General features: G+C 49.6%; 12 protein-coding genes. 8 read left to right on the forward strand and 4 right to left on the reverse strand.

All coding sequences use genetic code 11. From position 1 onward, the window contains the following. Window positions 1-14: 14 nt before the first annotated feature. Both Pan241w_RS05675 and Pan241w_RS05680 read right to left on the reverse strand, forming a co-directional pair. Window positions 15-1367 carry an enolase C-terminal domain-like protein gene (locus Pan241w_RS05675; protein ID WP_145212234.1) on the reverse strand — a complete coding sequence of 451 codons (1353 nt, stop codon included), beginning with the start codon at window positions 1365-1367 and terminating at the stop codon, window positions 15-17. A 114-nt stretch (window positions 1368-1481) separates the two neighbouring features. Beyond that, on the reverse strand, window positions 1482-2819 hold the full coding sequence (locus Pan241w_RS05680) for an ATP-grasp domain-containing protein (protein ID WP_145212236.1): 1338 nt from the start codon (window positions 2817-2819) through the stop codon (window positions 1482-1484). A gap of 239 nt (window positions 2820-3058) precedes the next feature. On the opposite strand from Pan241w_RS05680, the gene fae reads away from it, so the two are divergent. The 8 genes from fae to Pan241w_RS05720 all read left to right on the forward strand — a co-directional run bounded on the left by fae (window position 3059) and on the right by Pan241w_RS05720 (window position 11953). Continuing rightward, the gene (gene fae, locus Pan241w_RS05685; protein ID WP_145212239.1) at window positions 3059-3556 is read left to right on the forward strand and encodes a formaldehyde-activating enzyme; all 498 of its coding nucleotides are present in this window, start codon (window positions 3059-3061) and stop codon (window positions 3554-3556) included. Window positions 3557-3666: 110 nt separating this feature from the next. Then, on the forward strand, window positions 3667-4530 hold the full coding sequence (locus Pan241w_RS05690) for an NADP-dependent methylenetetrahydromethanopterin/methylenetetrahydrofolate dehydrogenase (RefSeq protein WP_145212242.1): 864 nt from the start codon (window positions 3667-3669) through the stop codon (window positions 4528-4530). A 67-nt stretch (window positions 4531-4597) separates the two neighbouring features. Beyond that, entirely contained in the window at window positions 4598-5260 is a 663-nt protein-coding gene (locus tag Pan241w_RS05695; protein ID WP_145212244.1) for an RNA polymerase sigma factor, read from the forward strand. Next, the gene (locus Pan241w_RS05700) at window positions 5257-5865 is read left to right on the forward strand and encodes a hypothetical protein (RefSeq protein ID WP_145212247.1); all 609 of its coding nucleotides are present in this window, start codon (window positions 5257-5259) and stop codon (window positions 5863-5865) included. Before Pan241w_RS05695 ends, Pan241w_RS05700 begins: the two co-directional genes overlap by 4 nt. Before the next feature lie 475 nt (window positions 5866-6340). Then, window positions 6341-8872 carry a BamA/OMP85 family outer membrane protein gene (locus Pan241w_RS05705; protein WP_232107365.1) on the forward strand — a complete coding sequence of 844 codons (2532 nt, stop codon included), beginning with the start codon at window positions 6341-6343 and terminating at the stop codon, window positions 8870-8872. A 152-nt stretch (window positions 8873-9024) separates the two neighbouring features. Beyond that, window positions 9025-9600, forward strand: a complete 576-nt coding sequence (locus Pan241w_RS05710) for a DUF447 domain-containing protein (protein ID WP_145212252.1) — start codon at window positions 9025-9027, stop codon at window positions 9598-9600. 52 nt (window positions 9601-9652) lie between these two features. Beyond that, the gene (locus tag Pan241w_RS05715; RefSeq protein ID WP_145212255.1) at window positions 9653-10636 is read left to right on the forward strand and encodes a beta-ribofuranosylaminobenzene 5'-phosphate synthase family protein; all 984 of its coding nucleotides are present in this window, start codon (window positions 9653-9655) and stop codon (window positions 10634-10636) included. A gap of 138 nt (window positions 10637-10774) precedes the next feature. Next, on the forward strand, window positions 10775-11953 hold the full coding sequence (locus tag Pan241w_RS05720) for a DUF1501 domain-containing protein (RefSeq protein ID WP_145212258.1): 1179 nt from the start codon (window positions 10775-10777) through the stop codon (window positions 11951-11953). A 30-nt stretch (window positions 11954-11983) separates the two neighbouring features. Here the strand turns inward: Pan241w_RS05720 and Pan241w_RS05725 are convergent, their stop codons facing one another. Together Pan241w_RS05725 and larC are read right to left on the reverse strand one after the other, a co-directional pair. Then, on the reverse strand, window positions 11984-12526 hold the full coding sequence (locus tag Pan241w_RS05725; protein WP_145212261.1) for a hypothetical protein: 543 nt from the start codon (window positions 12524-12526) through the stop codon (window positions 11984-11986). Window positions 12527-12625: 99 nt separating this feature from the next. Further along, window positions 12626-13921 carry a nickel pincer cofactor biosynthesis protein LarC gene (gene larC / locus Pan241w_RS05730; RefSeq protein ID WP_145212264.1) on the reverse strand — a complete coding sequence of 432 codons (1296 nt, stop codon included), beginning with the start codon at window positions 13919-13921 and terminating at the stop codon, window positions 12626-12628. Between the last annotated feature and the right edge of the window lie 167 nt (window positions 13922-14088).

Below are 14088 nucleotides of genomic sequence, written 5' to 3' on the forward strand. Positions count from 1 at the left end.
ACTCTGCCTGATTCTTAGAATCCTAAGCCATCACCGTTGAGTTCGGCCGTTTTGACCGTCCCATCTGTGATGTTGAACATACCGGGATAAGACCGCGTCCATTTTTTATTCGGTCCCGGGCAGTACTGTCGTCCATTGCCTTCAATCGCAGCGATTGTCGGAATGCGGGCCGCCAGACTGGCAGAATGCAGGAATGAATAACCGCAGCAGGTCAGGTCCTGAACGCAAAGGAACATATCAAACTTCTGGGCCGCGGCACCCAGGAACAGCGATTCGGTTTGGCCTTTGCAGGCTTTCAGAGCAACACCCGAGTAACCGAGTTCGCGGCTGAGCAGTAACGATTCATAATCCACCAGCGATTCATCGATCACCACCGGTTTGATCTTGGCCGCTTCGTGCATTTTATTTTCAGGGTTGGCTTTGAGGTCGCGGTTGGTTGGTTGTTCGATGTACTGTACCCGGTCGAAGGCAGCCGGTGTCTGCTCACGGATTTTGTTCAGAAAATCGAGTACGTAGTCTACGTTTTCACATTTCTCATTGAAATCCAATGAATAGCACCAGGTATCCTGTCCGCGTTCGGCCTGCGCTTTGGCTGCTTCGTTTTCGACAGCAACCACGCGGCTGACATCCCAATCCATGTTATCACCGGATAGTTTGATCTTCAGGTGAGTCAAGCCGTCGGCTTTAATCCACTCGCCCAGGGTTTCCGGCAGTCCGTCATTAATACGTTCGCTGATGTCCGCTTCGGTAATCGGATCGAGCGCGCCTACCAGATGGTATAACGGTAGATTCGGTTTGGGATCGCGAAGCGTGTATTGATCCAAATATTCCCCCTTGAATTGATCATCCAGATACTCTGCCAGATCGTGAGTCATATATTCTGAAGAGAGGCCATTGTAGCTGTTGATATGATTCGCTCGCCCAAATCCATCATGAATGGCTGCATCCAGAGGGCTTGAAGCAACGAGTTGCGCCAACTCGGGAATTTCTTCCTCCAAGCCCAGACGTTTCGACAGTTTCTTGGCCATGAAGTGATATTCAGCCGAAATATGGTACATCAGATCGATCGGATGCGCGACTTCCGGACAGATATTGGCAATCTCCACTGCCTCCTCCAGAAATTCAATCATCGCTTTCAACGCGTCTTCCGGACTGACGACCGAGGAGGGCCAGGCCCAGATATTTCCGGCCGGCATGCTGCCAATTCCGATACCCTGTTTTCCATTGCGTGTTTCAACGATGACTTCCACATTCAATAGCGTACTGCTATCCATCACCCGCCCACCGAATTTCAGGGGGGTCCGAAAAGGAACTTCTTCGGTTGAAAATTTTGCCTCAACAATTTTGATATCTGTTGACTTGGGCATCGGTCTAAAATTATTCCTTCATGTAAACTGATAAAACAGTGAGACAGTTCAACTGTGTTTTATATGTCGTCTTGGAGAATACCAATACTAAACTCGATTTTATAACCAATGAGTTCAATCTTCAAGAAACGAACCCGATTCATTCCGGCTTGAGAAAAAACCTGTAAAAAACTGGTTTTCCGATGTCTTTACAGGCCAGAGCTTGCTAAAGGCGCTGGAAGCGGTCTTATCCTGGCAGGCTTGAAGATCAAAGTGCCGCTCAAACCAGGCAATTCGATCAGCCAGTGATTTCAAGCAGGACTCATGGTTCTCCCCTACTCCATAAATAGTACAGACAGGTGAACCGGCTGGGATGGCTGTTCCTGCGCAGGGGATGTCTCCACATTCTGGAATATGATAACGAGGTCGAAAATCCAGTCGATTCCCAACGGTTTGAGAGGAGACGGAATCCCGACTGGCATACAAAATGCCTTTGGAAATGTAGGGTAACGGCTGTTTTTCTGCTCTCTCAACGCACTTTTGAAGTTTTGGGGCGGTCGTTGTGTCAATTTGATGTTCCTCAAAAGACCGGCAAGCAGTCAGATGCCAGTCGAGGAGTGGCGTGCGGTGTTGCAGTTCCAGAAGTTCCGTAAGTGCCGTATAACGCGGATTAACTTCATTCAACCAAAGCGAATCGGTCTGTGTGGGGTCCAGCAGCAGGTCGCAGCCGAAGATCCCCTGGATTTCACAGCTTTCGGCTACGGTTCTCCCCAGTTCTTCCAGTGGATTTCGCAAAGGGGCAAGAGCGGGAGAGACAGTCATCCCGCCACAAAATTGAAATGCTTCTGCATTGAGAGCAGCATTTCCAATCAATTGCAGGCAAACTCCTATCAGAACTGTGGTCTGACGAAACGCAATAAACAGGGCAGACAAGGGAATCCCAGGTTGATATCGTTGCAGATAGCAGTCCCCGTTGATCACAATATCAGGCGAAATCGAATCCAGGAATCGGATTCCCATCCCGCCCGCTCCCTTAAGTGGTTTATGCAACCAGCGGGTATTGTCATCAGGAATGAAACCAACAGGCCTGCAGGGGACGGCCTGAATCGGTTTGTCTTTCAAGAGCCGTTCCAGATAAAAGGGGTCACGGGCTCGATACAGGCTTTCCGGACCGCAGCCTCGCAGTCGGTGCTTCTGATTGATTTGTTCAATGAGATCAGGATGATTTTCCATGCCCCCGGTATAAATCCAATCCAGCGTCGGGAATTGGTACAGCGATTCGATCCAATGAGCGGGGGCCTCGGTTTTGGGGATCACTTCGGCGATTTCCCGCAGGTCCTGATCTGCATATTGATCAACACAAACCGGCTGCCAGCCTGCACGCACTGCCGAAAATGCGGCAGCCCGCGTACTGGCACCCACGATCAGCAGACGCGGTTTCCCGGAATTATCAAAGGGGTTTTGTTGATTCATCAAATCGCATTTTAGAGGGATGTCATGATAATTTTATGAGGAATTAGTGTGAATACCAGCGGATTACTGGCAATCCTGTTCTCAAATTGTTATTACATAGCATAGGCTACGAATGATCCAAGGCGAAGCTTACATCTGTTTGATTCGCCGTCCGTTCAGGACTGCGGTATTCGTGATCCGTTTTAAATTTGTGCTTAATGCATAACTGTGAGAACCTAATACGAAATGGAGAACGAAGAATGTCAATGTTTGTCGGTGAGTCACTTGTTGGTGAAGGTAATGAAGTTGCTCATATCGATTTGTTGATTGGTGACAAAAATGGTCCTGTCGGGACAGCGTTTGCAAACGCTCTGTCCAGCCAGAAAATGGGTCATAGTAACCTGTTGGCTGTATTATCACCAAATCTGGCTGTAAAGCCAGCAACAGTCATGATCACCAAGGTCACAATTAAAGGTGCAAAGCAGGCCGTTCAGATGTTTGGCCCCGCTCAATACGCCGTTGCAAAGGCTGTCGCAGACAGCGTTGAAGCGGGCGTCATTCCAAAAGATCAATGCGAAGATCTGGTTATCGTCTGTGGTGTCTTCATTCACTGGGAAGCCGATGACGACACCAAAATCTTCGAATACAACTACGAAGCCACTAAAGAAGCGATTGCTCGTGCAATGAAAAATGAGCCTTCTGCTGACGAAATGCTGGCTAAGAAGAGTGAAGCTTCTCACCCCTTCTATGCTGGTTAATATTTCTGACTTGGTGGAAAGATCGAATTCATACCCCTGTTCTTTCGGAACAGGGGTATTTCGTTTGGGCATTTCCGATTTCCTGTAATGAATAGTGCTGGGGAATTCTCATGAAAAAAATACTGATTCAACTGGATACCGATGCGCATCCCAGTTCGTTTGATCGCGTGGTTGCCGTCGATGCCGAAATTGATGAAATAATGAGCTACGGTGATGTGACTCCCGTTAATGTCGAACCACTCGTACATGGCGCCATGTTTACGCGAGGACCCAAGGAATTACATCATACTGCAATATTTGTCGGCGGGAGCGATGTCTCTTCCGGCGAAACCTTATTCAAAAAAATTAAGGAGACGTTTTTTGGTCCCGTGCGGGTCTCTGTGATGATGGATTCGAATGGATCCAATACCACAGCCGCAGCGGCAGTTCTGGCAGCGGGCAAGCATCTTGACTTTTCGGAAACAACGGCATTGATTCTGGGGGGGACCGGCCCTGTAGGGCAGCGTGCGGCACAGTTGCTTGCAAAGCGGGGGGCGACCGTGATCGTGGCGTCCCGTTCGGAAGAACGTGCTCAGGCGACTTGCGATGCGGTTAAGGCGATTGTGGATGACGCAAAACTGAAGCCACTGTCACTCAAAGACCACAAGCAGATGGAAGATACCAATCGGGATACTAATCTGATCATCGCCGCCGGCGCAGCAGGGGTCAAACTAATCCCGGCCGCTTGCTGGAAACCGATGAAACAGCTTAAGGTCGCCATTGATCTGAATGCGGTGCCTCCCGCTGGGATTGAGGACGTGGATGTCATGGATAAAGCGACCGAGCGAGAGGGAGTTCTCTGTTACGGGGCAATTGGAGTGGGCGGGACCAAGATGAAAATTCATAAAGCCGCCCTCCGTCAGCTCTTCGAAACGAATGACCTGCTGCTCGATACGGAAGAAATCTATCAAATCGGTGCGAATCTGAGTTCATGATTGCTATCGGGAACTGTCTGAGAATGAAATTGTTCAGGTTGCATTCTCCTCACGGAACCCGATAGAATTGGATCAAAGAAAATCGTTTGTAAACAAGCCTTTATTGCTGCCTGGAGTGATCTGGCAGGCCATTTGGGAAACATCCATGTTGGACGATGCCACCATCATGAAACGCATCTGTGCAGGAGAATATCTTCTGTTCGATGAGTTAGTGATGCGCTATCGTGATCGGTTGCTACGATTTGCCTGGAGTAAATACGGCAAGCAGGCCGCTGTAGAAGATCTGGTACAGGAAGCATTCTTATCTGCATTTGCGGCACGCGAGTCCTATAATCCTGAGTTTGCTTTTTCGACCTGGCTCTGGACGATTTTTTTGAACCTGTGTCGACGGCATTATAAGCGGGAGTTACGCCAACCCCGTGAAATGGTGCGGTCCTCATTTGATACTGCTACTGATACGATGATTCCCGAACCCAGTTCGTCAGAGACACCTTTGCAGGCAGTGCTCAAGACAGAACAGTTTGAACTGCTGGCTTTGTATTTGAGCGAACTACCGGAAGTCCAGGCCGATTCGTTGCGGCTCCGTTTCTTTGGCGGCATGAAATTTTCAGAGATTGCATTAACGATGGATTGCAGTTTGTCTGCGGCAAAAATACGTGTGAAAAACGGATTGCTTCAATTGGCTCATCGTTTTTCTGAAGGACTGACTTCGGAAGGAGATGTCTCATGAATTGTGACGAAGCGTTTGAATTAATGACTCATCCCACAGATCATCAATGTGAGGAGTTACTCTGGCATCTGCAGATGTGCCCGCGTTGTCAGCAGATGAAGGAAACGCTGGCGCCGGCGCTGGAATCGTTTCAGCAGATTCTCGATGAACCAACGGATCTGGATGGCTTTGACAAATTTCATGCCGACTTTCATCAGACCGCCGCTCCGGAAACCGCGTCCATTTTCCCGAAAACCGGACAGCCGTTTCTGTCTGCCGAGACAGTCCGCATGGCTGAACAGGCGGCAACACGTTTACGCGCAGAAGCTGGTGTGAGCCAGACAGTACAACCTCCTCAGAGAAAGCAGTATCAAAAACGACTGTTACATGCAGCATTGATTTTAGTAGCCGGTTTTCTGATGGGGTGGGGAATCTCTCTGAATACACCTGAGAGTCAACTTTCACCGACGGCCAACAGCCTTCCAAGTCAGCAGCCATGCCTCTGGATTGCACAGCGCGAAACCGGCGCAAATTCGATCGCTGCTAAAACAGGCCGTGAAAAGGTTTCCGTTCAGAGCGTGGTACTCTCTTGTGTCGCCTGTCACTTACAGTCGACCGCTGAGTAAGCACATTTTTTCCTGAATTACCAGCACCCATTCAGCTCAACAGAGTTCGCTATTTCATGATGAAATACGTGAATTTATGGGCAATTCTTGTAATTCTTACACGCAAATCAGTGGTGCTGCGTACTTTTTTCAATCGATGTCAGCAAATCTGATTGTCATTGAAAAACTCGTCTTGCGGCTGTTTTCGATTTTCGTTATTTCTACGCAACCCACTTTTTACCAGAGGGTAACTTTCCTGTCTTACACTCCCTTTTCTCATATCCTCCCTGAGATCACAGGGCCATTGAAAAAGAGAATTCCGACCTGTCACATTAAAGTGAACCTCATATCTTTTCTCGCAAAAATTACAATTGGACTCGCCATGATAAGAGGTGTCTTGTCTGACACCAGATGCGGCAGCGCATTCAGATGGGCGTTTAGCCTGATCCTGGTACAGATCATATTATTCGGAGCCTGCAGCAACGGGATTGCCCCGGTGCTGAGCTCAGCCTTCGCGCAGGAAAAAGAACAGCGTTCGATTTCACTGAACGACCCGCTGTTTGATATTCGCGTGGAAGGTAACGAATCCATTCCAGCACTCGCCATTTTACAAAAAACAAAAATACAACGCGGCCGACCTGCGACTCGAGATCAAGTCTTGGAAGATGTTCGGCTACTGTTTGCTACACGCTGGTTCTCCAGTGTCCAGCCAGTCTATCGAAAAACCGAACAGGGACTGGTGCTGATCTTCAAAGTCAAAGAACGTCCAATCGTTGAGAAGGTCGAATTTCGCGGAAACAAGAAAGTCAAAACCAAACGTCTGGCAGCGACCACCGGGTTAAAAGTCGGTTCCCCCTTTGATGTTTCTGCCAATCTGGAATCCGTGCATCGGTTAAAACAGCTCTACGTTGAACGTGGTTATCGATTTGTTGAAATCAATTTGAGCAAAGGCGGAGACCCCAATGATCGTGAAGTGATCTTTGAAATTAAAGAAGGTCCCAAAGTTGTTGTTTCCGGCATTAAGTTTCGGGGAAATAAATTTGTCAGCTCAGGCGTACTCAAAACAAAACTGCTCACGAAAAAAGCACCTCTCGGCTTAAGCGTTCTGGGAGGGAAATATGATCCTTCCACCGTGGAAGACGATCTGGTTGCTCTCAAGCAGTATTATAACAGCCTGGGTTTCTTCGATGTGAAAATTGATGAGAAAGTTGGCTATAACAAAGGCCGTTCCCGTGTGCAGATCGAATATACGGTGAATGAAGGCAAACGTTATAAGGTCCGCGATATTCTGATCGAGGGGAATCGAATCTTCTCGGAAGATGAAATTCGCGATGACATCAAACTTGCTTCGGGTGAGTTTTTCAACAGCCGAGCTTTATCAACCGATGTCGAAAAATTGACAGCGAAATACGGTGAACGCGGTCATCTGTTTGCCAAGGTGAATCCTGTGCCCCGTTTTTTGGAAGCACCAGGCGAAGTCGATTTGGTTTATCAAATTAACGAAGACAAACCTTGGCGGATTCGAAAGATTACTCCCCACATCTCAGGTGATAACCCGCGAACCAAGAGTTCGGTTTTGACGAATCCTTTATTAGTCGCACCTGGCGATCTGGCAAACCCACGACTGATTGCTAAAAGTAAGCGTCGCATTGAAGGAGGCAAAGTCTTCCAGGCAGGACCCCAGCAAGGGCCACGCATCAATATCAAGCGGGTTGACCCACAAAAAGAACTTGCAGCCATGCGAAAGGATGATGTAGTTCGTGGGCAAAACCATGAACGGGAGCAAAATCAGGTTTCCCGACGTAATCGCTATCAGGCTCCTCTAAAAACACTTTCCGGCCAGGAAGAAGTCTTCCGGGCACAGAACTATGACAATGGGATCCCGGAAGCTTTGAATCCCCTCTTCGGAAACAGTCCTCTGGGCGATCCGATGGGAACCGAATTCCCCCAACAACAACCCGGTTGGGTTGACCTGGATGTGTATGCCTCGGAAAGCCGAACCGGTCGTTTGATGTTCGGCGTGGGTGTAAACAGTGATGCGGGTGTGGTCGGTTCGATCGTTCTGCAGGAAGAAAATTTTGATATCCTCAGGCCACCACGCAGTTTTGAAGATATTCTGGATGGAACCGCCTGGCGCGGTGGTGGACAACGCTTCAGAGCAGAAGCCGTCCCCGGTGATCAGGTCAGCCGTTATCTGGTAAACTGGACTGATCCCTATTTCTTGGATACGAACTTCAGTCTGGGAGTCAGTGGATTCTATTTCACTCGCTTCTATACAGACTGGGATGAAGAACGCGTTGGAATGCGTCTTTCACTGGGACGTCAACTGACGCAGGAATGGTCTATCAACGGTCAATTCCGTCTGGAAAATGTCGACTTGCGAAATCCACGCACGCCGACACCCGCGATCGTTCAGCAGTCTGTCGGAAATAATTTACTGAATACATTCCGCCTTGCAGCCACTCATGACACTCGTGATGCCGCGTTCCTGCCTGCGGAAGGACATATTCTTGAGTTTGCTGCAGAGCAGGCTGTTGGTGATTTCGATTACAGTCGTCTGGAAACAAACGCCAGTCAATACTTCACGATCTACAAGCGACCCGATGGTGGCGGACGTCACATTCTTTCGTTGAGTGCCTCATTGGGTTGGACCGATTCTGATACACCTGTTTTTGAACGGTACTATGCCGGTGGTTTCCAAACTTTCCGCGGTTTCGAATTCCGGGGAGTGACTCCTCGCGAAAACGGCGTCGCCGTTGGTGGTCGCTGGAGCTTCCTGGGTAGTGCCCAATACATGGTTCCAATTACCGCTGACGAGATGATCCAGATGGTCTTCTTCAGTGACTTCGGTACAGTGGAAGATCATGTCTCTCTCGATCAGTTCCGTGTTTCTGTCGGTGCCGGCCTGCGGTTAACAGTGCCTGCAATGGGGCCTGTCCCCGTGGCGTTGGACTTCTCAGTGCCATTGGCTAAGGAGTCTTTCGACGAAACACAGGTCTTCAGTTTCTATGTCGGGTTTACCCGATAATCTCTCAGTCTGATCTGATCAAGATGCTGTTCTCTCCAGCAAACTGCTGGCCGGTCCTGATTTCAAAGTGTTCGCTGGTTTCACTAGAGCCGACTCTGGACTATGATAGTAGCTTGTTAAGTGCGTCTATCTTACTTTAGAGAGCAGCGTCGATGATTCTGGAAGGCATTGTAACCAGTCAAAATCAGCAGGGTGAATTGAATATTGCGCCGATGGGGCCGGTGGTGAATTCTGAGATGTCCCAGTTTGTGTTGCGTCCGTTTCAGACATCACGCACATTCAGCAATTTGAAAGAAACCCGTTGCGGAGTCCTGCACGTAGTTGATGATGTTTTATTACTGGCAAAAGCCGCGATCGGCCAGCTAGATGAAATTCCGGAAACATTTCCCGCCGAAAAAATTGACGGGAAGGTTCTGCAGTCTGCCTGTCGCTGGTACGAATTTGAGATCGAGAGCATTGACGAAACCCAGGCTCGTACTGTGATGCAGGCAACCGTGGTGCATCAGGGCCGGATTCGTGATTATTTCGGTCTCAATCGTGCCAAGCATGCTGTGTTAGAAGCTGCGATTCTGGCAACGCGTACGCATCTGATTGAACAAAGCGAATTAGAGGCTCAGTATCAGTCCCTGGCGGAAATTGTCAAAAAAACAGCAGGTCCTCAGGAAGAGACAGCGTTTTGTTTACTGGAAGAATATATTTCCAAGGCATATGCTGAAATCAAATCGTAATCATTTGTGCCTTCCTGTCACTTAATTGAAACAGTCGCAGAAAATATTGATCATGCCACACGAAGTGAGGATTACAACCGGAAGCCGATTGCATTGGGGGTTGCTCTCACTGGCTCCCATGACGGGCCGCGAATTTGGTGGCATCGGCTTGATGGTAGATGCACCACATTTTGTGCTTTCCGCAAAAGAGTCGTCCGCTGGTCAGGATCACATCACATGCAGTGATGCTTACTACTCAAAAGTGGAAGCAGCTCTCATAGCGGCCCGGAAGTATCTTCCTGATGCTTCACACTCGCGTTTCTTCACATTGGAATTTCAATCCGAGATTCCAATGCATTGTGGCTTTGGTTCAGGAACTCAGTTAAGTCTGGCAGTGGCACGCGCGGTTTCATTGCTTTATGGAGAGCAGGAGCCCTCTTCCGTCGAACTGGCACTACGGGTTGGACGCGGGGCGCGATCGGCACTGGGAGTTCACGGTTTTGATTGGGGTGGCTTTCTGGTTGAGGGGGGCAAGCGGAATTCAGAGCAGATCAGTCCTCTCGTGGCACATGCTGACTTTCCGGAAGATTGGAGAATTCTGTTGATCACACCCAAAGATCAGGCGGGGATCTCTGGTACCATTGAAGTGGAGGCAATTCAACGGCTGGGGCCGATGCCGGTTGCCATCACAGAACAACTCTGTCGACTAGTATTGATGCAACTTCTGCCAGCGGTTCTGTCACACGATTTTCCCGAGTTCAGCGCCGGTTTAACCACTTTTGGGCGGACTGTCGGTGAGTTTTTTAAGCCCGCACAGGGTGGAATTTATGCCCATCCGCAGATGGCAGAGCTGGAATCACTCTTAATTGCCAATGGGATCCAGGGGATCGCCCAAACATCCTGGGGGCCGACTTTATCAGTTGTCTGTTCCAGTTCTGCTGAGGCTGAATACGTTTCAAGTCTATTGCTGGATAATGGTTACGGCGAATTATGTTCTCTGCGAACGGTCAATCCGCTCAATCGGGGTGCCCAGATTCATATCAAAGAGTCTACATGAACTTTTGAATTTGGTTTCGAAGTTTCTGAAACAGGTTGAATTCCAGGGGAGGAATTCTTCGACTATAGACCAAGGCTGGTATAATAGTACCACCCCAGAAAAGACATCACATTCTGAAAAGAACTGGTAAGATAGGTTATGAACTCCAAGCAAAATCAATCTGAAGTCTCCCGCCGGGATTTTCTCCGCGTGGGAAGTTTGAGCTTCGTTGGGTTGTCCATGTCCGAACGGGCGGCGTTATCTGCTGCCCAAAGTGATCGTTCGCAGAAGAACTGTATTTTGATCATGATGACAGGGGGCGCTAGCCAACTGGAAACATTCGATCCCAAACCGGAAGCGCCGGCTGAAATTCGAGGACCGCTCAAAGCGATCGAGACGTCAGTACCGGGGCTGTTAGTGAGTGAAGCTTTTCCGCAACTGGCGCAGCGTGCCAGTCAGTTCTCACTCGTCCGTTCCTTGTATCATGATGCAGCCCCGATTCACGAAACTGGTTACCAGCTCATTCAGACAGGCAGGTTATCAAAAGGGGCATTGAATTATCCCTGTTTTGGATCGGTGATTTCGCGCCAATTTGGACCGCGTGGCGATGCACCTCCCTTTGTGGTCCTGCCACGCTTGGTGAGTTCATTGGGCGTGAACATGTATCGTGGACAGCAGGCAACATTTCTGGGAGAGGAGTTTGACCCTGCGACTACCGTTGGCGAGTCTTCTGCCAGTGGAGAATATGAGATCAAAATTGAGGGGGAATCCAAGGCGATTCAGCAGCAGTATGGAAAGCATCGATTCGGCCGACTGATGCTGCAGGCACGTCAACTGGTTGAACGGGGCACCCGCTGTGTGATCGTCAATTTATTCGATGATCTACATCAGCAATTGACCTGGGATTGCCACGGCACCGGCACAGGGACTTCCGGAAAAGTATACGAGTACCGTGATTCACTGGGACCTGCGTTTGACAAAGCGCTATCGACCCTGCTTGATGATCTCTCTTCCAAAGGATTGCTGGACGACACACTGGTGGTTGCGTCTGGTGAATTCGGTCGCACGCCTCAGATCAATGCGCATGGCGGCCGTGATCATTGGCCACATGTCTGGTCGGCATTGGTTGCAGGCGGCGGAACACCCGGAGGTCAGGTCGTGGGGGCCAGCGATGCTCGAGCCAGTGCGCCGGTGGAACGTCCGGTTCACGCTTCCGAACTGACGGCGACGATTTATCATCATCTGGGACTCAATCCCGCTAGCAGTCTGGCACAGCTGGATGATCGGGAACTGAAACTGGTAGATGCATCACCGATCGAGGAATTGATCACTGGATAAACTGACGGCGAAACACAGTGCACTTCGTGTTCAAGCAGTCTCAGTATTGGGGGGCTCGTTTTCTTCAGCGATAATGGTTTCGATTTCTGACTGATCGCACTGGAAACAGTTACTGATTTCTCGTGAGGAAAAACCTGCCTGACTCAGATAAACGATCATCATACGCCGCTCTGCCGCCGCGGTGATTTTGCGGGAATTGTCATAGACTAAAATGTCCGGCCCCGGTTCCTCAGAGGATGCTGACGACGTATCCGTATTCTGTTGCGCCAGTGCCAGTTGTTGACGCAGCCGATTAATTTCCCGGTCAGCGTCGCGCAGCAATGTATCCAGCATTTGCAGGCGGTCATCGCTACGGGATTCGACTTCTCTGCCGTATTCGTAGAGTTTGACTTCAAGTTGATCGAGCCGATTCAACTGGCTTTGTTCGCGGGTGGCAATTTCCTTCTGGGCTTCTTCCAGTGGATCTCGACTGCTGATTCGAGACTGTTCACGAAAGCTTCTTCTGAGAGACCAGGCGACAAGCAGGATCAACACGCCGGTTATAATGGTGTTGGTATCACTAAGCTCAAACATGATTGGTAAGTCATCCTTTACTTCCAAACAAAATCGAATTGACGCAATTTGTATCTGATTTGCTCTGGTAATCTTCCTGATCAAACTAAGAGAGCTAGCTTATCCATGGTCATGGTCATGGTCGTGGTCGTGGTCGTGGTCGTGGTCGTGGTCGTGGTCGTGGTCGTGGTCGTGGTCGTGGTCGTGGGGGACATTTGCTGCCGTGTCGAAGGAAGTCGCTGGTTTTCCATCAAACAGGAAGGCAGCTTCAGCAGCACGATAGATGGTTCTGAGCGAGACCTGATGTTTCTCCGCCAGTTTCGCACACGATTCATATTCCGGAGTAAAAATCGTTTGCTGATTTGGCGCCAGCGAAAGTTTCCCGTCTACTTCTCCCCATGCGGTTTTGACTTGCTGCTGTTGGCGGGGACGAATGGAACGCTGGAGCTGGTGACGGCGGATGCCCAGCGTTTCTGTTTCCTGAAACAGAATGGACTCCAGTTTATCAACAGACTCTGGTTTGCAAATCAGGCTCAGCATGACGGCCGGGCGGTCTTTCTTCATCTGAATCGCAGTCGAATAAACATCCAGCGCGCCTGCGGCCAGCAGTTTCTGTTTCGTATACCCAATAACCTCTCCAGAAACATCATCCAGGTTTGTTTCGAGCAATGTCACATAATTGGTATTGCTGGTTGTAACAGATTCACCGACAAACATGCGGAGCAGGTTGGCACGCTCCGGGAAGTTTTTTGTGCCGGCCCCATATCCGATTTCTTCAATCGTCATGGGAGGTAGCATGGAGAATCGATCGACGAGTGTTGCAATAATAGCGGCCCCCGTGGGAGTAGTCAGCTCGGCTTGAATTGGAATGTCGGCCAGGGGGATTCCCTTCAGGAGTTCGGCAGTTCCCGGGGCTGGTACCGTGCAGATGCCATGATCAATTTTTATCTGTCCGTAGCCTGTTGGAATCGGGCTGGAAATGATTTGTTCAACGCCCAGCAAGTCGAAGCCGATCGCGACTCCCACAATATCCACAATGGAGTCGATGGCTCCGACTTCATGAAAGTGTACTTTTTCAATGGTCGAGCCATGCACTTTTGCTTCGGCACCCGCGATCGCTGAAAACAGTGCAAATGATATCTCGTACTGTTTTGGTGTAAGCTGATCCGACTGCTTCAGGATCTTGACAATGTCGCTTAAGTGACGATGGGCGTGCTGCTCGGGATGTTTAATTTGTACGGAAGTCGCATGAAAGCCCCCCTTCATGGTAGAAGAGAATGAGAGTTTGACGCCGGGCAAACCCAGGGAATCAATGCCGGCAATGATCTGGTCTGGATTGACGCCCGCATCGACGAGGGCAGCCAGAGTCATATCACCGCTAATTCCAGTAGAACAATCTAAGTAAGCAATCCGCACGGTCGGTTATCCAAGGGTGTTAAGATGGGAAGTAAACAGGTCATTCGCAACAGCGGATTCTAAAGATAACCGGCTGGTTCTCCAAGGTCAATTCGGTGCCCCTGATCTCTGTATGATAAGGGTAACTCTATTGGTAGCAAGCAGATAGTCGAAGGGTTGATTTGAGT

This window comes from Gimesia alba (assembly GCF_007744675.1).
Lineage (GTDB): Bacteria > Planctomycetota > Planctomycetia > Planctomycetales > Planctomycetaceae > Gimesia > Gimesia alba.

Coding starts and splice junctions, on each gene's coding strand:
- Pan241w_RS05675 (WP_145212234.1), bottom strand. CDS start 1,367: ATGCCCAAGTCAACAGATATCAAAATTGTTGAGGCAAAATTTTCAACC.
- Pan241w_RS05680 (WP_145212236.1), bottom strand. CDS start 2,819: ATGAATCAACAAAACCCCTTTGATAATTCCGGGAAACCGCGTCTGCTG.
- fae (WP_145212239.1), top strand. CDS start 3,059: ATGTCAATGTTTGTCGGTGAGTCACTTGTTGGTGAAGGTAATGAAGTT.
- Pan241w_RS05690 (WP_145212242.1), top strand. CDS start 3,667: ATGAAAAAAATACTGATTCAACTGGATACCGATGCGCATCCCAGTTCG.
- Pan241w_RS05700 (WP_145212247.1), top strand. CDS start 5,257: ATGAATTGTGACGAAGCGTTTGAATTAATGACTCATCCCACAGATCAT.
- Pan241w_RS05710 (WP_145212252.1), top strand. CDS start 9,025: ATGATTCTGGAAGGCATTGTAACCAGTCAAAATCAGCAGGGTGAATTG.
- Pan241w_RS05715 (WP_145212255.1), top strand. CDS start 9,653: ATGCCACACGAAGTGAGGATTACAACCGGAAGCCGATTGCATTGGGGG.
- Pan241w_RS05720 (WP_145212258.1), top strand. CDS start 10,775: ATGAACTCCAAGCAAAATCAATCTGAAGTCTCCCGCCGGGATTTTCTC.
- Pan241w_RS05725 (WP_145212261.1), bottom strand. CDS start 12,526: ATGTTTGAGCTTAGTGATACCAACACCATTATAACCGGCGTGTTGATC.